Source organism: Pseudomonas sp. GD03842, assembly GCF_029841165.1.
GTDB lineage: Bacteria > Pseudomonadota > Gammaproteobacteria > Pseudomonadales > Pseudomonadaceae > Aquipseudomonas.
The window spans coordinates 98,399-116,910 of sequence record NZ_JAOCEA010000011.1 but is presented as its reverse complement, the minus strand read 5'-3'; the positions used below and the strand labels follow the sequence as shown (position 1 = coordinate 116,910).

16 protein-coding genes are annotated in these 18,512 nt (G+C 60.2%); 7 read left to right on the top strand and 9 right to left on the bottom strand.

Annotated elements, in window-relative coordinates; genetic code table 11:
- Nucleotides 1-152 precede the first annotated feature (152 nt).
- The 4 genes from dapB to grpE all read right to left on the bottom strand — a co-directional run bounded on the left by dapB (nt 153) and on the right by grpE (nt 5,161).
- Nucleotides 153-959: a 4-hydroxy-tetrahydrodipicolinate reductase gene (gene dapB, locus N5D61_RS16795; RefSeq protein WP_279893599.1), complete on the bottom strand. Its 807-nt coding sequence runs from the start codon at nt 957-959 to the stop codon at nt 153-155.
- Between the two features lie 10 nt (nt 960-969).
- Nucleotides 970-2,097 (bottom strand): molecular chaperone DnaJ, encoded by a 1,128-nt coding sequence (dnaJ, locus tag N5D61_RS16790; RefSeq protein WP_108237935.1) that lies wholly within the window; start codon nt 2,095-2,097, stop codon nt 970-972.
- A gap of 348 nt (nt 2,098-2,445) precedes the next feature.
- Complete coding sequence (dnaK, locus tag N5D61_RS16785) at nt 2,446-4,362, bottom strand: molecular chaperone DnaK (RefSeq protein ID WP_108237934.1); 1,917 nt, start codon at nt 4,360-4,362, stop codon at nt 2,446-2,448.
- A gap of 103 nt (nt 4,363-4,465) precedes the next feature.
- Nucleotides 4,466-5,161, bottom strand: coding sequence for a nucleotide exchange factor GrpE (gene grpE, locus N5D61_RS16780; protein ID WP_256601388.1), 696 nt, complete (start codon nt 5,159-5,161; stop codon nt 4,466-4,468).
- A gap of 147 nt (nt 5,162-5,308) precedes the next feature.
- Between grpE and recN the strand changes: the two genes are divergently transcribed.
- Complete coding sequence (gene recN, locus N5D61_RS16775; protein WP_279893598.1) at nt 5,309-6,982, top strand: DNA repair protein RecN; 1,674 nt, start codon at nt 5,309-5,311, stop codon at nt 6,980-6,982.
- Between the two features lie 83 nt (nt 6,983-7,065).
- On the opposite strand, the gene fur is transcribed toward recN, so the two are convergent.
- Entirely contained in the window at nt 7,066-7,473 is a 408-nt protein-coding gene (gene fur, locus N5D61_RS16770; RefSeq protein WP_108237931.1) for a ferric iron uptake transcriptional regulator, read from the bottom strand.
- Nucleotides 7,474-7,569: 96 nt separating this feature from the next.
- On the opposite strand from fur, the gene N5D61_RS16765 reads away from it, so the two are divergent.
- Nucleotides 7,570-8,094 carry an outer membrane protein assembly factor BamE gene (locus N5D61_RS16765; RefSeq protein ID WP_279893597.1) on the top strand — a complete coding sequence of 175 codons (525 nt, stop codon included), beginning with the start codon at nt 7,570-7,572 and terminating at the stop codon, nt 8,092-8,094.
- 88 nt (nt 8,095-8,182) lie between these two features.
- On the opposite strand, the gene N5D61_RS16760 is transcribed toward N5D61_RS16765, so the two are convergent.
- The 3 genes from N5D61_RS16760 to N5D61_RS16750 are packed head-to-tail and all read right to left on the bottom strand — an operon-like array spanning nt 8,183 to nt 10,341.
- Nucleotides 8,183-8,503 (bottom strand): RnfH family protein, encoded by a 321-nt coding sequence (locus tag N5D61_RS16760; protein WP_279893596.1) that lies wholly within the window; start codon nt 8,501-8,503, stop codon nt 8,183-8,185.
- The gene (locus N5D61_RS16755) at nt 8,496-8,930 is read right to left on the bottom strand and encodes a type II toxin-antitoxin system RatA family toxin (protein WP_279893595.1); all 435 of its coding nucleotides are present in this window, start codon (nt 8,928-8,930) and stop codon (nt 8,496-8,498) included. Before N5D61_RS16755 ends, N5D61_RS16760 begins: the two co-directional genes overlap by 8 nt.
- Nucleotides 8,931-8,937: 7 nt before the next feature.
- A complete protein-coding gene (locus N5D61_RS16750) occupies nt 8,938-10,341 on the bottom strand; it encodes a sodium-dependent transporter (protein WP_279893594.1) in 1,404 nt (467 codons plus the stop codon).
- Nucleotides 10,342-10,467: 126 nt separating this feature from the next.
- Here N5D61_RS16750 and smpB point away from each other — a divergent pair, with 126 nt between their 5' ends.
- Nucleotides 10,468-10,950, top strand: coding sequence for an SsrA-binding protein SmpB (smpB, locus tag N5D61_RS16745; protein WP_108237927.1), 483 nt, complete (start codon nt 10,468-10,470; stop codon nt 10,948-10,950).
- Nucleotides 10,951-11,036: 86 nt separating this feature from the next.
- Here the strand turns inward: smpB and N5D61_RS16740 are convergent, their stop codons facing one another.
- Nucleotides 11,037-11,804: a GntR family transcriptional regulator gene (locus tag N5D61_RS16740; protein ID WP_108237926.1), complete on the bottom strand. Its 768-nt coding sequence runs from the start codon at nt 11,802-11,804 to the stop codon at nt 11,037-11,039.
- A gap of 418 nt (nt 11,805-12,222) precedes the next feature.
- Here N5D61_RS16740 and N5D61_RS16735 point away from each other — a divergent pair, with 418 nt between their 5' ends.
- The 4 genes from N5D61_RS16735 to N5D61_RS16720 all read left to right on the top strand — a co-directional run bounded on the left by N5D61_RS16735 (nt 12,223) and on the right by N5D61_RS16720 (nt 18,510).
- Entirely contained in the window at nt 12,223-13,920 is a 1,698-nt protein-coding gene (locus tag N5D61_RS16735) for a lactate permease LctP family transporter (RefSeq protein WP_279893593.1), read from the top strand.
- A gap of 80 nt (nt 13,921-14,000) precedes the next feature.
- Entirely contained in the window at nt 14,001-15,149 is a 1,149-nt protein-coding gene (lldD, locus tag N5D61_RS16730) for an FMN-dependent L-lactate dehydrogenase LldD (protein ID WP_279893592.1), read from the top strand.
- Nucleotides 15,150-15,207: 58 nt separating this feature from the next.
- Nucleotides 15,208-18,018, top strand: coding sequence for an FAD-binding and (Fe-S)-binding domain-containing protein (locus N5D61_RS16725; RefSeq protein WP_279893591.1), 2,811 nt, complete (start codon nt 15,208-15,210; stop codon nt 18,016-18,018).
- A 201-nt stretch (nt 18,019-18,219) separates the two neighbouring features.
- Nucleotides 18,220-18,510, top strand: a complete 291-nt coding sequence (locus N5D61_RS16720; protein WP_279893590.1) for a hypothetical protein — start codon at nt 18,220-18,222, stop codon at nt 18,508-18,510.
- Nucleotides 18,511-18,512 lie beyond the last annotated feature (2 nt).

The following is an 18,512-nucleotide window of genomic DNA, read 5'->3' as shown; positions in this document are numbered from 1 at the left end:
AAAGGCTTTTTTAATCCACCGCTAAAACGCCTTGAAGGCAGAGGAATGCGACAAGCCATCGCCAAGCGGTGCACCACTGCAGGTGCAATACCAGGGAAAACCTGTTTCACACCTGCAGCGGAAGGGAGGTCAACCGATCAACAAAGGGCGATTCAATGCAGGTCCAGCACGTCCTGCATGTCGTACAGCCCCACGTCTTTGCCATCGAGCCACAGCGCAGCGCGCACGGCGCCCTTGGCGAACGTCATCCGGCTTGAAGCCTTGTGGGTAATCTCCAGCCGCTCGCCCTCGGCGGCGAACAGCACGGTGTGATCACCCACCACGTCACCACCCCGAACGGTCGCGAACCCGATCGTCTCGCGATCGCGGACGCCGGTGTGACCTTCGCGTCCATAAACGGCGACCTTGCTCAAGTCACGCCCCAACGCATTGGCCACCACCTCGCCCATGCTGACCGCCGTTCCCGACGGTGCATCGACCTTGTTGCGGTGGTGGGCCTCGATGATCTCAATGTCGGCGTCATCCCCCATCACCCTCGCCGCCAGATCCAGCAACTTGAACGACAGGTTCACGCCCACGCTGAAATTCGAGGCGAAGACGATGGGAATCTCGCGCCCCGCTTCGACCAACGTGTGTTTCTGCTCGGCGCTCAAGCCCGTCGTGCCGATGACCATGGCCTTGCCGACCTTGCGGCAGAAAGCCAGGTTTTTCAACATCACGTCCGGCAAGGTGAAATCGATCAGTACGTCGAACTCATCGACCACCTGCTCAAGGCTGCCGGTCAGTTGCACGCCAATCCGACCGAGCGACGCCAGTTCGCCGGCGTCGGCACCGATCATCGTACTGCCAGGCCGAACGATGGCAGCCGTCAAACCGGCCTGCGGTGCGCGCAACTGCACCGCCTCGACCAGATGTTTGCCCATGCGCCCGGCAGCGCCCATTACAGCAATACGTCGCATGCCTTGCTCCTCAGAGGTCGCCGAAGAAACGCTTCACGCCTTCGAACCAGCCACTGGCCTTCGGCGAGTGCGAACTGTCACCTTCGAGAGAAGAACGCAGCTCTTCAAGCAGCTCACGCTGGCGACGGCTCAAGTTGACCGGCGTTTCCACCGCCACACGGCACATCAAGTCGCCTGCACCACCACCCCGCACGGGCGCGACGCCCTTGCCACGCAGCCGGAACTGCTTGCCGGTTTGGGTGCCTTCCGGGATCTTCAGTTTGACCCGACCATCCAGCGTAGGCACTTCGAGTTCGCCTCCGAGGGCCGCATCCGTGAAGCTGATCGGCACTTCGCAATACAAATGCTTGCCATCGCGTTGGAAGATGTCGTGTTCACGGACGTTGATGACCACATACAAATCACCCGTCGGCCCGCCTTGAACACCCGCCTCGCCTTCGCCAGACAAGCGAATGCGGTCGCCGGTATCGACGCCCGGCGGAACCTTGACCGACAGGGTCTTGGACTCTTCCACTCGGCCCTGGCCGTGGCAGGAGTCGCAAGGGTCGGAAATGATTTTGCCGTTGCCGTGGCAACGTGGGCAGGTCTGCTGAACGGAGAAGAAACCCTGCTGCATCCGCACCTGACCAATACCGCCGCACGTTGGACAGGTGACAGGCGATGACCCTTTCTTCGCGCCACTGCCATCGCAGGGTTTGCAATTGACCAACGTCGGCACACGAATGCTGACCGTTGTGCCACGCACCGCTTCTTCGAGATTCAACTCCAGTGTATAACGCAGATCGCTGCCACGCTGAGCGCCACCGCGACCACCACCGCCACGGCCGCCGCCGAAGAAGTCACTGAATACATCCCCAAAGATGTCGGAGAAGTTCGCCCCGCCACCGAAGCCACCGCCGCCGCCCATGCCTTGTTCCATGGCCGCATGACCGTACTGGTCGTACGCTGCGCGCTTGCTGGCGTCGGACAGTACTTCATAAGCTTCGTTGGCTTCCTTGAACGCATCTTCCGCGGCCTTGTCGCCCGGATTGCGGTCAGGGTGATATTTCATGGCGAGACGGCGGTAAGCCTTTTTCAGGTCGGCCTCGCTGGAGCCTCGCTCCACCCCCAATACTTCGTAATAGTCACGCTTTGACATAAGTTTTCTGCACTCTTGAGGACGTCCGACACCACGCTCCTGAGCGTGTCGAACTCGTTGAGCCCCTTTCAGGCCCGGACCCAACTCACGTCAATTAACGATCCTGGTCTTGGTTCAACGGCCTTTGATCGACCGAGTAAAACGGCAGAACAAACCGGACTGCAGGAGCAAACCGGCCTAGCCACAAGGCGCACGACATGATTCGCGCCCCTTAGAATTTTGCGGATTCCAGACACGCCAACGCGGGAGCAAGCCCCCGCGCGGCGACATCCTACCAGCGACCACTCGAAAGTGGTCAACCGGCGATCAAGTGAGCCTGCGCTTTCTCAGGGCTTCTCACTTCACCCATTACTTCTGATCTTTCACTTCCTCGAACTCGGCATCGACGACGTCGTCAGCCTTGTGCTCTTCCTGAGCCGCCTGAGCACCGGCTTCAGGCTTCTCAGCCTGCTCGGCGTACATTTTCTGTGCGACCGGAGCGGAGACTTTCGACAACTCTTCGACCTTGGCATCGATAGCCGCCTTGTCGTCGCCCTTCACAGCGGTTTCCAGTGCGACCACAGCCGCTTCGATGGCAGTCTTCTCTTCGGCAGAGACCTTGTCACCCGCGTCGGCGACCATCTTGCGAGTCGAGTGAACCAGTGCGTCACCCTGGTTACGGGCTGCGGCCAGCTCTTCGAACTTGCGGTCTTCTTCCGAGTTCGCTTCAGCGTCGCGAATCATCTGCTGAATTTCGTCGTCCGACAGACCGGAGTTGGCCTTGATCACGATCGACTGAGTCTTGCCGGTGGCCTTGTCTTTCGCGCCGACGTGCAGGATGCCGTTGGCGTCGATGTCGAAAGTCACTTCGATCTGAGGCACACCGCGAGGCGCAGGTGGAATCTCGGACAGGTCAAATTTGCCCAGCGACTTGTTGGAAGACGCCTGCTTGCGCTCACCTTGCAGCACGTGAATGGTCACCGCGCTCTGGTTGTCGTCGGCAGTCGAGAACACTTGCGATTTCTTGGTCGGAATCGTGGTGTTTTTCTCGATCAGTGGGGTCATTACGCCGCCCATGGTTTCGATACCCAGGGTCAGCGGGCTGACGTCCAGCAGCAGAACGTCTTTGACATCGCCAGCCAATACGGCGCCTTGAATCGCAGCACCCATCGCAACCGCTTCGTCAGGGTTGACGTCCTTGCGAGCTTCCTTACCGAAGAAGTCGGTGACCGCTTTCTGAACCAGTGGCATACGAGTCTGACCGCCGACCAGGATCACGTCGTTGATCGAACCAACGTCGATGCCCGCGTCCTTGAGTGCGATACGGCATGGCTCGATGGTGCGCTGAACCAGGTCTTCTACCAGCGACTCCAGCTTGGCGCGGGAAATCTTCACGTTCAGGTGCTTCGGACCTGTGGCATCTGCAGTGATGTACGGCAGGTTGACATCGGTCTGCTGGCTGGAGGACAGCTCGATCTTGGCCTTTTCCGCCGCTTCTTTCAGACGCTGCATGGCCAGCGGATCACCTTTGAGGTTCATGCCGCTTTCTTTCTTGAATTCGTCGACGAGGTAATCGATCAGACGAATGTCGAAGTCCTCACCACCCAGGAAGGTGTCGCCGTTGGTGGCCAACACTTCGAATTGGTGCTCGCCATCCACTTCAGCGATTTCGATAACCGAGACGTCGAAGGTACCGCCACCCAGGTCATAGACGATGACGGTGTGGTCGCCCTTGGCTTTGTCCATACCGTACGCCAGCGCCGCAGCGGTGGGTTCGTTGATGATGCGCTTGACCTCCAGACCCGCGATCCGACCAGCGTCTTTGGTCGCCTGGCGCTGACTGTCGTTGAAGTACGCTGGAACGGTGATGACCGCTTCAGTCACCGGTTCGCCGAGGTAGTCTTCGGCGGTCTTCTTCATTTTTTTCAGGACTTCCGCAGAAATTTGCGGAGGCGCCATCTTCTTGCCGCTGGCCTCGACCCAAGCGTCACCGTTGTCGGCTTTGACGATTTTGTAAGGCACCAGCTCGATGTCTTTCTGAACGACGTTTTCTTCGAAACGACGACCGATCAGACGCTTCACCGCGTACAGGGTGTTATGCGGGTTGGTGACGGCCTGACGCTTGGCGGACTGACCGACCAGGATTTCCCCATCGTTCGCGTACGCGATGATCGACGGCGTGGTACGCGCACCTTCGGCGTTTTCGATGACCTTGGCGACACCGTTCTCAAGCACCGAGACGCAGGAGTTGGTGGTCCCCAGGTCGATACCGATAATCTTGCCCATGTTTGACTCTCCCGAAACTTTAATTAGGTTGCCGCAACTGCATTTACAAATTGCGGTAATTCTTTAAATGCATGGCCTTGTAATGGGGGCCGCTCAGCCGATTTCAAGCCTGCTCATCAATCGATGGCGCAACGGGCGACGGCGCCTTGCTGACCACGACCATGGCTGGGCGAAGCAGACGACCGTTGAGCTGATAACCTTTCTGGAACACCTTGAGCACGCTGTTTGGCTCGACCTCAGCGCTTTCCTGCATCGCCATGGCCTGGTGGTGCTCGGCGTTGAAAGGCTGGCCATGCGGATCGATGGCTTCCAGGTGGTAACGCTTGAGGGTGTCACCGAACATTTTCAACGTCAGCTCGATGCCTTCGCGCATCGGGCGGATGCTCTCGTCGTCCGGATTGGACAACTCCAGACCGCGCTCGAGACTGTCGACGATGGGCAGCAAGTCGCCAGCGAATTTTTCCAGGGCGAATTTGTGTGCTTTCTCGACGTCCTGTTCGGCGCGACGGCGGACGTTTTGCAGATCCGCAGCAACACGCAGGGACTGGTCTTTTGCTGCGGCCAGTTGCTCTTCCAGCACTTGCACGCGGGTCGCCAAATCCTCTCCGGAAGTCGCCGCTTCAGCAGTCTGGTCCTGGGCTTGCGTATCCGGGTTCTGTTCGTCAGCCATTGTTCTCTCCTCCTGATCACTTCCGTGAGCTGAACTCACGCTTCTGCCCGGGTATATGGGGCCGCAATCCACGGCTTCAAGGGGTGAAAGTGCGGGATTGAACGAATAACCCCACAAATATTCCGACATGACCGTTCGCCACTCTCCGGCCAACGGCGCCTTGGGCGCCTGCTGGAAATTCCAGACGACCTGCCCGCTTAGGCCGAGGCCGGGCATTGTCAGCAAGAATCAAAACACTGTATAAATAACCAGACCTCACGTTTGGGAGCCGCTCGCATGCTGGTGCACCTGTCCATACATAACTACGCCATCGTTGAACACCTCGATCTGGAACTGGACCGAGGCATGAGCGTGATTACCGGAGAAACCGGTGCGGGCAAGTCGATCATGCTCGACGCGCTAGGCCTGACGCTGGGCGATCGCGCCGACAGCGGCGTGGTCAGGCCGGGCGCCGACAAGGCCGACATTCTCGCGACGTTCGACATCGCCGATATTCCGGAGGCCCGCAGTTGGCTCGCTGAACGCGACCTGGAAAATGACGGCCCGTGCATCCTGCGGCGAGTGATCACGGCCGAGGGGCGATCCCGGTCCTACATCAATGGCACGCCCTGCCCGCAAGGCGACCTGAAAGCCTTGGGCGAGTTGCTGATCGACATTCACAGCCAGCACGAGCATCAGTCGCTCCTGAAAACCGACACCCACCGTCGCCTGCTGGACGAATACGCAGGCGCGACCGAACTGGCGCGCCAGGTTCACCTCGCTGCGCAGCGCTGGCGCCAGACCCGCCAGGAGCTGGAGCGTCTGTCCAATTCTGGTGACGAGCAACGCTCCAAGCATCAACTGCTCAGTTACCAGCTCGAAGAACTCGAAGGCTTGAGCCTGGGCGAAAACGAGCTGGAATACCTCGAACAGGAGCACACCACGCTCACGAATGCCGAGAGCCTGCTGGGCATCTGCCGACAGGTGGTCGAACTGTGCAGCGAAAGTGATTCGGGCAATGCTCTGAACGCACTGACCGCCAGTCTCAATCGCCTGACCAGCGTCAACAACTCGCCCGATGCGCTGAACGAAGCGACCAACCTGCTCTCCAGCGCGCAGATCCAGGTCGAAGAAGCGGTCGGCGAAATCAACCGCTTCCTTGATCGCTTCGAAGCCGATCCGGCACGCCTGCAACAGGTGGAAGAACGGCTCGACACCATTTATACCCTCGCCCGCAAGCACCGGGTCCAGCCAACGGAAGTTCCCGCGCTGCATCAAAAGCTGCTGGACGAGATCGAAACGCTCAACGCCAATGACGAAGCCATCGAACGTCTCGAGCACGAACTGGGGTCTTACGCCCGCCACTATCAGGAGAAAGCACGGGAGCTGAGCGACCTGCGGCACCGCGCCGCCCCTGACCTTGCCTTGGCGGTGGAGCAGGAAATTCAACGACTGGGCATGCCAGGTGGTCGTTTCAACATCGAGTTGCGCCAAAGCGCCGACAAGGAGCTTTCTCCACACGGACTCGAGCACGTCGAACTGCTGGTCAGTGCCAACCCCGGGCAGCCCCTCAAAGCGCTGGCCAAAGTCGCATCAGGGGGTGAGCTGTCGCGCATCAGCCTGGCGATTCAGGTGATCACTGCACAAACCTCCCGCGTGCCAACACTGGTGTTCGATGAAGTCGACGTCGGCATTGGCGGCCCTACGGCGGAAATCGTCGGTCAACTGCTACGCAGGCTGGGCGAGCGCGGCCAGGTCATGACCGTCACTCACTTGCCACAAGTGGCTGCCCAAGGCCATCAACATCTATTCGTGCACAAAGTGCGCGAGAACGACGCGACGCGCACTGCAGTCGCCAAGCTGACCAAGAACGAGCGTGTCGAAGAGGTGGCAAGAATGCTGGGCGGCATCGACCTGACGAAAGAGTCGCTGGCCCATGCCAAGAAGATGGTCGTGACGACGAAGTCTTGATATCCACCCGCCCTCTGGCGGAATGACGCGCTGAAACGACAAAGGCGACCCGAGGGTCGCCTTTGTTTTGTCTCGAAAACGACTTACGCCTTTTTCTTGCGCACGTAGAGCACGAGATTGTGATCCACCAGTTCGAAGCCATGTTCGGCCACGATCTGTTTTTGAAGCTCTTCAATGCCCTTGTGAAAGAACTCGATCACTTCGCCGGAATCCACGTTGACCATATGGTCGTGGTGGCCTCCGTCTGCCAGTTCGAATACGGCATGACCGCCGTCGAAGTTGTGGCGAACCACCAACCCGGCTGCTTCGAACTGAGTCAAAACACGGTAAACCGTCGCCAGACCGACGTCTTCGTTGGCCTCCATGAGTGCCTTGTAGACGTCCTCCGCGCTCATGTGGCGCTGCTCTGCAGAATCGAGCATTTGAAGGATCTTGACCCTTGGCAGGGTCACTTTAAGTCCAGCTTTGCGTAGTTCGCTATTTTCAACCATGGTCAGCTTTCTCGCAGACGCTGCTTCGCAGCTTCTCTTAATGCAGGTATGATCGGGGTTTACGTTGCCAGCCAAGATAGTGGAAGTCGCCCACCGATGCAAAACACCAAGCTCTTGCTAACCAGTTTCACCTTCGTGGGACTGCTCGCACTCGCCGGTTGTTCATTCCCCGGGGTTTATAAAATCGACATCCAACAGGGCAATGTCGTCACGCAAGACATGATAGACCAGTTACGCCCCGGAATGACCCGACGGCAAGTAAGGTTTATCATGGGCAACCCCCTGTTGGTCGACACCTTCCACCCTAATCGCTGGGACTATCTGTACAGTCTCCAGCCCGGTGGCGGTGAACGTCAGCAGGAACGTATCAGCCTGATGTTCAACGGCAGCGACCAGTTGGTGAGCCTGTCTGGCGACTTCAAACCCGGTGTCAGCCGTGACGAAGCCATCCTCGGCAAAGGCAGCGATACCACTGTCACCCCCGAAAACAAAGGGGATCAGCCGCAGAAAGAAGAGCCACCGAAGCCAGGCTCACTGCTGGAGCAGATCCAGAACGACGTCGACAAAGTCGAAACCGTCCCCGTTCCCTCTCAGGAACCCCTGGACACCAACCCGCAGTAATTCCACCTGCCGCCTCCGCGTGGCGAGTAGAAAAAAGCCCGGAATACCCGGGCTTTTTCATGCCTGCTCAATCGACCCCATGTAAAAGTTAAATCGACTTCGCCTGCCGCTTCGCCTTGGCTGCTTTCTCGGCGCGGAGACGACGCACGGCTTTGGGATCGGCGAGCAGGGGTCGGTAAATCTCCACCCTATCGCCCGCGTTGAGAATGCGTTCCTGAGGATGGGCGATGACTTTGCCGAATACACCCAAGGTGCAGCGCGTCACGTCCAGCCCTGGGATTGTTCGAGCGATACCCGAAGCGTCGACCGCTGCCGATACCGTCGCGCCCACAGGCACATCGACGGCCAATAGCGTCTGATGCTCAGGTGTGGCATACACCACCTCGACGCGCATCAGAGGCTCAGCCATACAGCTCTTTGGCCCGCTGGCAAAACGCATCGACCAAAGTGTTCGCCGCCTGGTTGAACAGCGGGCCCAAAGTGGCGCGCACGATCGAGCCGGAATAATCGAACGACAAATCAAGGCTGATCTTGCAGGCCTTTTCGTTCAAGGCTTTGAATGTCCAGACGCCATGCAGTTGGCTGAAAGGGCCTTCTTCGAGATTCATCTCTATGGACTGCCCCGGCGTCAGCGTGTTGCGGGTGATGAAGTGCTGGCTCAGCCCGCCCTTGGCCACTTCCACCCGTGCACGCATGCTGGTTTCACTGTGCTCTAACACTGTTGCCCCTGAACACCAGGGCAGGAATTCCGAATACCGGGCCACGTCATTGACCAGGTCATACAGTGCCTTGGCCGGATACGGCAGCAGGGCCGAACGTTGAATATGCGTAGTCATGTCAGCGTCATTTCCAAAGCTGAGCGGCAAAGACAATCAGAATGCCGATCGGCGCCACATAGCGCATCAAAAAGAACGTCAGAGCGAAAAGGACCGGGCTGCGCACCGACAATTCGTCGCGCACCGCTTCACGGCCCATCACCCAACCCGCGAAGATCACAAAACACAAACCGCCCAGCGGCAGCATGATCCTCGACGTGAAGAAATCGATCACCCCGAAGAAATCCAGCCCCGCTGTCGCGCCCCATTGATAGAGGTGGAAGGCGCCACCTTCGTTCACGAAAAACTTGGCCTGCTTCCAGATGTTGAACGAGAACACCGTCCCCAATCCCACGAACCAGCAGATGAACGACAGCCAGAACGTTACCCAGCCGCGACGGACTTTGGTTCGCTCCACCAGGTACGCAACCATCGGCTCGAGCAGCGAGATCGCTGAACTCCAGGCCGCAACGGCCACGAGAATGAAGAACACCACGCCCATGACCGTACCGAACGCAACGTTACCAAATGCGAAAGGCAAGGTAACGAACATCAGCCCCGGCCCCTCGCTCGGGTTGAGGCCTGCGGCGAACACGATCGGGAACAGAGCCAAACCTGCCAGAAGGGAAACGAAGGTATCCAGCAATGCAACGCCAACGACAGTGGCGCTGATCGACGCCTCCTTGGTCATGTATGCACCATAAATCATGATCGAGCCAACACCGACGCTCAGCGAGAAGAAGGCATGCCCCATCGCCGGCAACAGCCCTTCCATCACTTTCTCCGGCTTGAAGTCGAACATGAAATGCAGGCCTTCCATGAAGTGCCCGGTGGTCAGGCTGTAACCCAGCAGAATGACCATCAGCACGAACAGCAGCGGCATCAGGATACGCAGGCTGCGTTCGAGCCCCGCGTTCACGCCCTTGGCGATGGTGATTGCCGAGAGCAGCATGAACAACGTGTGCCAGCCCACCATGCGCCAGGGGTCGGCGATCATCTCACCGAAGAACCCGCCTACGCTGTCCGGGGTGACCTCCCGAAAACTGCCCTTGCCGACGTCAAGGATGTACTCCAGCGACCACCCCCCCACGACGCTGTAGAAGGAAAGGATCAGCAAAGCCGTAATCATCCCGCCGAAGGCGCCCCAGGACCATTTGCCGGAGTGCCCGGCTTCATGCGCCAGCACTTTCAACGCGTTGGCCGGGCTCTGTCGGGCGCGCCGACCGATCAGGGTTTCAGCCATCATCACGGGAATGCCGATCAGCGCGATGCACGCCAAAAACACCAGCACGAAAGCGCCGCCGCCATAGACGCCAACCATGTAGGGGAATTTCCAGATGCTTCCCAACCCCACGGCCGAGCCTGTGGCGGCCAGGATGAACACCCAGCGGCTTGCCCAACTACCGTGAACCGAAACCTTGTCCTTCGACATCGTTGACACGCCCAACACCCAAAAAAGAGCGCGCATTGTCCGGGATTCACACTGTGCGCTCAAGCACACAGGTCACGTCGTCTCCCCATAGCCGAGAGCACCGTTGATCCCTATAATGCGTCGCCTATGGCCAAGCTCAAGAAACATCCCACAGGGACCATCGCGCAAAACAAAAAGGCGCGACACGATTACTTCATCGAACACAAGTTCGAGGCCGGTCTGGTCCTGGCCGGTTGGGAAGTAAAAAGCCTGCGTGCCAACAAGGTGCAGCTGGTGGACAGTTACGTGCTGCTCAAGGACGGCGAGGCCTGGCTGATGGGCAGCCACATCACGCCGCTCACGACCGCCAGCACTCACGTCATCGCTGACCCGACACGCACCCGTAAACTGCTGCTCAACAAGCGCGAACTCGATCGGCTCAATGCCTCGGTCGCGCAGAAAGGCTACACCGCCGTCGCGCTGTCGCTTTACTGGAAGGCGCACCTGATCAAGTGCGAAATCGCGCTGGGCAAGGGCAAGAAGGAATACGACAAGCGCGACACCGAGCGCGCGCGGGATTCCGATCGCGAACTCCAGCGGGCGGTGCGCAACAAGGGCAAGGAAGACTGATCCGATTAGCGTGCTCTACAGACGCCGACCCCTGTCGGGGTCTGTGAGCTTGCACAAAAGCGCTTTCACCACAGGCGCGTCGGGCTCTAAATCCCGTTCCGCCTTTCCGCGCGCGCCGTGCGCTGCACCTGCTGACGCACTTCTTCCAGCACTTCCTGCACATAGAGCAGATGACGGCTGGACACTTCCCTCGCCTCCTCAGCGCGCCCTTCGATGATTGCCAGGTACAGCTCGCGGTGCTGCTTGATCAGCATGTCGCGGGTTTCCGCGCGCTGCTTGTACATGCCACCGATGTTGATCACCACATTGCGCTTGAGCAGGTCGAACAACCCCCGGATGGTGTGCAGCAAAACGGCGTTATGGCTGGCCTCGGCAATCGCGAGGTGAAAATTGGCATCGGCGGCGCCCTCTTCCGCACGGCTCACTTCGTCGACTCGGCTGTAACAATCCTGCAGGGCATCGAATGCCTCGCGCAGACGAACGCGATCAACATCCGTGGCGCGCATCGCCGCGTAGTAAGCACAGGAGGCTTCCAGGGTGTGACGGAACTCCAGCAGGTCACGCTGGGCCTCGGAACTGCTTTCGAGCAAATGCAGCAACGGGTCACTGAAGGTCGAGCCGAGGCTTTCGACGACGTAGTTGCCGCCACCCTGGCGACTGACCAACAGGCCCTTGGCCGTCAGTTTCTGAATGGCTTCGCGCAGCGACGGGCGCGACACGCCAAACTGTTCAGCCAGGACACGCTCGGCCGGCAGCCGCCCACCGGGGCGTAGCGTGCCTTCCAGAATCATTCGTTCGAGTTGTTCGACAATATCGTCAGACAAGCGGCGCTGACGCACCTGATCAAAGCCCATACCCCATCACTCCGCATCCCCTACTGCCCACGCCTCACACTACAGCGGGGGCGCATATTCTCGCCGATTGTCATCCGACATTCATCCGGCAGATGTAGGAGAAATCAACGTTTCAGGAAAAAAACGAGATAACTGCTACAAAAGTTCTAGAGCCATAAATTGACACGCCAATGCCAAGGCTCTTAACCTAGCGCCAAGACATTGTAAATTGGTATTACCAATTTATCGATGCCGGTGACCAGTGGCCATCCCCACGGGGCACCGCAAGCGCTTCGCGACGGCGAAAGCTTGAGCTGGTGGGCTGTGCGACTCGTTCGTCAGCATCGGCAGGACGACAGACCAGCAGTTGTCGCTTGCAGAGCAGCGCACGTACGACACGGACACCGGGCCTAACCAAAAACAATTAGGGGCCTCCTACATGCAAACCTGGCAACAGTTCTACACACCCCTCGGCAGCCTGGGCCTTTCGGCGCTGGTTGCAGTCATTCCGATCGTGTTCTTCTTCGTGGCGCTGGCCGTCTTTCGGCTGAAAGGGCATGTCGCGGGCACCATTACCCTCTTGCTTGCCGTGCTGATCGCGATCTTCGCTTTCAACATGCCAGCGGACATGGCTATCGCCTCGGCCATTTATGGCTTCTTCTATGGCCTGTGGCCGATCGCCTGGATCATCGTCGCGGCGGTGTTCCTCTACAAACTTACCGTCAAAAGTGGCCAGTTCGAGATCATCCGCAGCTCGGTCATGTCGATTACCGACGACCAACGCCTGCAGGTGCTGCTGATCGGTTTCTGCTTCGGCGCTTTTCTGGAGGGTGCAGCCGGTTTTGGCGCGCCAGTGGCGATCACGGCTGCGTTGCTCGTCGGCCTGGGCTTGAACCCGTTGTATGCCGCCGGGCTTTGTCTGATCGCCAACACCGCGCCGGTCGCCTTCGGCGCATTGGGCATCCCGATCATTGTGGCGGGCCAGGTGTCGGGCATCGATGCATTCAAGATCGGCGCCATGGCGGGCCGTCAGTTGCCCGTGCTATCGGTGTTCGTACCGTTCTGGCTGATGTTCATGATGGACGGTGTGAAGGGTGTGAAAGAGACCTGGCCAGCAGCCCTGATCGCAGGCGGCAGCTTCGCCATCACCCAGTACCTGACCTCCAACTTCATCGGCCCTGAACTGCCGGACATCACCTCTGCATTGGTCAGCCTCGTGGCTTTGACGTTCTTCCTGAAAGTCTGGCAACCAGCGCGCGCCAGCGACGTGCAAGTCGCCAGCGCAGGCGGCGGTGCCGTGGTGATGGGCGGCGGACCGGGCGGCTTCGGCCAACCACGCACGACGCAAAAATCCCCCTACTCCACCGGCACTATCATCAAAGCTTGGTCGCCCTTTCTGATCCTCACCGTGGTCGTGACCATCTGGACGCTCAAGCCTTTCAAAGCATTGTTCGCTGCGGGCGGTGCGCTCCAGGCGCTCACCAAGAGTTTCCCGGTCCCCCACCTGGATCAACTGGTGATGAAAGCCGCCCCCATCGTTGCCAACCCCACGGCGATGCCTGCGGTCTACAAGTTCGACCTGCTCGCGGCATCGGGCAGCGCCATTCTGATCTCGGCCATTCTGGCGATGATTGTGCTGCGGATTGGCGTTAGAACTGGTCTGACCACTTTCAAGGAAACCTTGATCGAACTGCGCTGGGCGATCGTGTCCATCGGCATGGTGCTGGCGTTCGCTTTCGTCATGAACTACTCAGGCATGTCCACCACGCTGGCCCTCGTACTGGCCGGCACTGGCGCTGCGTTCCCGTTCTTCTCGCCATTCCTGGGGTGGCTGGGAGTGTTTCTGACCGGGTCGGACACCTCGTCCAACGCCCTGTTCGGCTCGCTGCAGGCGACGACCGCGCACCAGGTCGGGGTAAGCGACGTGCTGATGGTGGCCGCCAACTCCAGCGGCGGCGTGACCGGGAAGATGATTTCGCCACAATCGATTGCAGTCGCTTGTGCGGCCACCGGCCTGGTCGGCAAGGAATCGGACCTGTTCCGCTTCACCCTCAAACACAGCATTTTCTTCGCCGCCATCGTCGGCTGCATCACCTATGCCCAGGCGTACTGGTTCACCGGCATGCTGGTTCACTGACGAGAGAGGCCCGGGCGCAAGCGAATGCGCCCGGCGCCTGCTCGGCTCAATCGGCTTTTTCCCTATAGCAGCGAGTCCTCATGATCATTTCTGCCTCTACCGACTACCGCGCTGCAGCGCAACGCAAGCTGCCGCCCTTTCTCTTTCATTACGCCGACGGCGGTGCGTACGCCGAACACACCCTGCGGCACAACGTGTCAGACCTCGCCGGCATCGCGCTGCGTCAGCGGGTGCTCAAGAACATGTCCGAATTGAGCCTGCACACCACGCTGTTCAACGAAACCCTGAGCATGCCGGTGGCGCTCGCGCCGGTCGGCCTGTGCGGCATGTACGCCCGCCGTGGCGAGGTGCAAGCGGCACGGGCGGCGGCGGCCAAAGGCATCCCATTCACCCTGTCCACCGTGTCGGTGTGCCCCATCGAGGAAGTCGCACCCGCCATCGACCGCCCGATGTGGTTCCAGCTGTACGTGCTAAAGGATCGCGGCTTCATGCGCAACGCCCTCGAGCGGGCCAAGGCAGCCGGGGTCAAGACCCTGGTGTTCACCGTCGACATGCCCGTGCCCGGCGCGCGGTACCGCGACCTGCACTCTGGGATGAGCGGTGCCAGCGGCCCGACCCGCCGCGTCCTGCAAGCCATGGCCCACCCACAATGGGCCTGGGACGTGGGCGTCAACGGCCGCCCGCACGATCTGGGCAACATCTCCGCCTACCGGGGCAATCCGACGGGCCTCACGGATTACATCGCCTGGCTGGGCGCCAACTTCGACCCGTCCATTTCGTGGAAAGATCTGGAGTGGATTCGCGACTTCTGGGACGGCCCGATGGTGATCAAAGGCATCCTCGATGCCGATGACGCGCGTGACGCTGTGAAATTCGGCGCGGACGGCATCGTCGTGTCCAACCATGGCGGTCGCCAACTCGACGGCGTCCTGTCCAGTGCCCGCGCCTTGCCCGCCATTGCCGATGCCGTGAAAGGCGAAATAAAGATCCTCGCCGATTCGGGCATCCGCAGCGGGCTGGACGTGGTGCGCATGATCGCGCTGGGCGCCGACGCCGTCCTGATCGGTCGCGCCTTCATCTACGCCCTCGCCACCCACGGCGAAGCAGGCGTAAAGCACCTGCTCGAACTGTTCGAAAAGGAAATGCGCGTGGCGATGGTACTGACCGGTGCCAAGTCCATCAGCGAGATCACCCGCGACTCCCTGGTGCGTGAATCTCTGATCCCGTAACGCGCCGTCAACCTGCGCACGCGGCACGTCAGATGCCGCGGCAGATGAGGAAAAACCGATGACCCTTCCCGCCACTTTCCTGGCCGATGTGAAGCGCCTGATACCTGCTGAACGGCGCTTCGACGACCCGCTCTCGACCCTCGCGTTTGGCACCGATGCCAGCTTCTACCGGTTGATTCCCAAACTGGTGATTCGGGTCGAGTCCGAGGAGGAGGTGGTCACGTTGCTCAAACTGGCGCAACTGGACAGCGTGCCCGTGACCTTCCGCGCGGCAGGCACAAGCCTGTCCGGCCAGGCCATCAGCGACTCGGTGCTGCTGGTGCTCGGCGACAATTGGAACGGGCGGGAAATACGCCGCGACGGCGAACAGATTCGTCTGCAACCGGGGGTGATCGGTGCGCAGGCCAATGCCTGGCTGATGCCGTATGGTCGCAAGATTGGCCCCGACCCGGCGTCGATCAATGCCGCGAAAATCGGCGGCATCGTGGCCAACAATTCCAGCGGCATGTGCTGCGGCACGGCGCAGAACAGCTACCACACCCTCGCCGGGATGCGCCTCATTCTGGCTGACGGCACCCGGCTGGACACTGAGGATCCGGCGAGCGTTGCAGCGTTTCGCGTCAGCCATGGCGCGCTCCTCGAACGCTTGGCCGAGCTGGGTCGTCAGACCCGCGCCAACACCGAACTCGCTGCGAGGATTCGCCACAAATACCGCCTTAAAAACACCACCGGGCTTTCACTCAACGCGCTCGTCGATTTCGATGAGCCCCTCGACATCCTCAGCCACCTGCTGGTCGGTTCCGAAGGCACGCTGGGCTTCATCAGCGCCGTGACCTACGACACCGTGCCCGACCACCCGAGCAAGGCCTCGGCGCTGATCGTCTTCCCGGATGTGGAAACCTGCTGCAACGCGGTGACGGTCTTGAAAACCCAGCCCGTGTCGGCCGTGGAATTGCTCGACCGCCGGAGCATGCGCTCGGTGCAGAACAAACCGGGGATGCCCGCGTTCGTGCGCGAGTTGTCAGAAAACGCCTGCGCCCTGCTGATCGAAGCCCGGGCCGCCACGCAGCCACTGCTGCACGAACACCTGGCGCAAATCATGGCGTCGATCGCCCAGTTTCCGGTGGAAAAGCAAGTCGACTTCACTGAAGACCCCGGCGAGAACGCGCGCCTCTGGGCCATCCGCAAAGACACCTTCCCCGCCGTCGGCGCGGTACGCGAGACCGGCACCACGGTCATCATCGAAGACGTGACCTTTCCCGTCGAACAGTTGGCCATTGGCGTGCGCCGCCTGATCGAACTCTTCGACAAACACCATTACGACGAAGCGATCCTGTTCGGGCATGCGCTGGAGGGCAACCTGCACTTCGTCTTCACGCAAGGGTTCGGCGACCCTGAGGAAATCGCGCGGTACTCGGCTTTCATGGACGACGTCACGCAGTTGGTGGCGGTCGAATTCAACGGCTCGCTCAAGGCCGAGCACGGCACTGGCCGCAACATGGCGCCCTTCGTCGAACTGGAGTGGGGCAGTGACGCCTACCAACTGATGTGGACGATCAAACGCCTGCTCGACCCTCGCGGCATCCTCAACCCGAACGTGGTCCTAAGCGAAGATCCGGACATCCACCTCAAGCACCTCAAACCCATGCCAGCCGCCGACATGCTGGTCGACAAATGCATCGAGTGCGGCTTTTGCGAGCCAGTCTGCCCCTCGAAAGGCCTGACCCTCAGCCCCCGCCAACGCATCGTCATGTGGCGCGATATCCAGGCAAAAAAACGCGCAGGCGCCGACACCGCCGAGCTGGAGCGCAACTACCACTACCAAGGCATCGACACCTGCGCCGCCACCGGGCTCTGCGCGCAACGCTGCCCAGTGGGGATCAACACCGGCGAACTGGTGAAAAAACTCCGCGCTCAAGAGGCAACCCACGGCAAGACAGCCGGCTGGCTGGCGCAACACTTCAGGGCAGCTCTGCAAGGCGCACGCTTCACGCTGCACGCTGCCAACGGCGCCCGCATGCTGCTTGGTGCTCCGAGGCTGGAGAAACTGTCCGCCGCACTGACCAAAGCCTCATCAGGCCGCGTTCCGCAGTGGACGCCCGCCATGCCGCAACCCGAAGCCGAGATCCGTTTCACGCCGCCCCGTGAAGATCAGCGTCCCCGCGTGGTCTACCTGGCCGCCTGCGTTTCGCGCGTGATGGGCCCCGCGGCGGGCGACCGCGAGCAAACCTCACTCCTCGACAAAACCCGCGGCCTGCTGGAAAAGGCCGGGTACCAGGTGGTGTTCCCCGAGGGGCAGGACAGCCTGTGCTGCGGCCAGCCGTTCGCCTCCAAAGGCTACGCCGAGCAGGCCGAAGACAAGCGCCAGCAGCTGCTGGCCGCACTGAGCAACGCCAGCCGTGGCGGGCTCGACCCGATCTATTGCGACACCAGCCCCTGCACCCTGCGCCTGGTTCAAGACCTCAAGGACACGCGCCTCGACCTCTACGACCCGGTGCGCTTCATCCGCACCCACCTGCTGGACAAACTGGTGTTCACGCCGCAGCAGGAAGCCATCGCCGTGCACGTGACCTGCAGCACTCAACACCTGGGCGAAAGCCAAGCGCTGATCGAACTGGCGCGCCTGTGCAGCGTCAACGTGGTCATTCCGGAAGGCATCCATTGCTGCGGTTTCGCGGGCGACAAAGGCTTCACCACGCCCGAGCTCAACGCCCACTCGCTGAGAACGCTTAAAGACGCCGTTCAGCATTGCAGCGAAGGCATCTCGACCAGCCGCACCTGCGAAATCGGGCTCACCCGCCACGGTGGCATCGACTACCACGGGCTGGTCTACCTGGTGGACCGCGTCACCCAGCCCAAAAATGCATGATGCACACAAATGGGGCAAGATGTGCCCCTTTTCCCTGTCACATCCTGCAACATGGCTTTTTCATAGCATTCGCAAAAAAAATAGAACCCCTGCATTCGGCCACAGTCCATCTCCGTAAGCGCTGATCAACAAGCGCTTGCCACCCTACTCAGGACATCAGCCCATCTGTTGAGGCGAGTCCACAGGATCAAGGAGATACACATGAAGCGCACAGCACTGACTGGTTTGTTTCTGACCGCTGCACTGATGGGTTCCCCGGTATTCGCTGCCGACGACCTGTGCGGCGCCAACCTGCAAACGCTGAAGGATGCTCACACCTCGACGAGCACCAACTTGAGCGCAGACACTAAAGACGAACTGGAAAAAACTCTGGCCGCAGCCACCGCTGCGCAAAAAGCCGGCGATGACAAGAAGTGCATCGAGCTCACCACCAAAGAGATCACCACTCTCAAAACGGGCGGCGACGGCTCTGACGGTGGTAACGCCAAGTAACT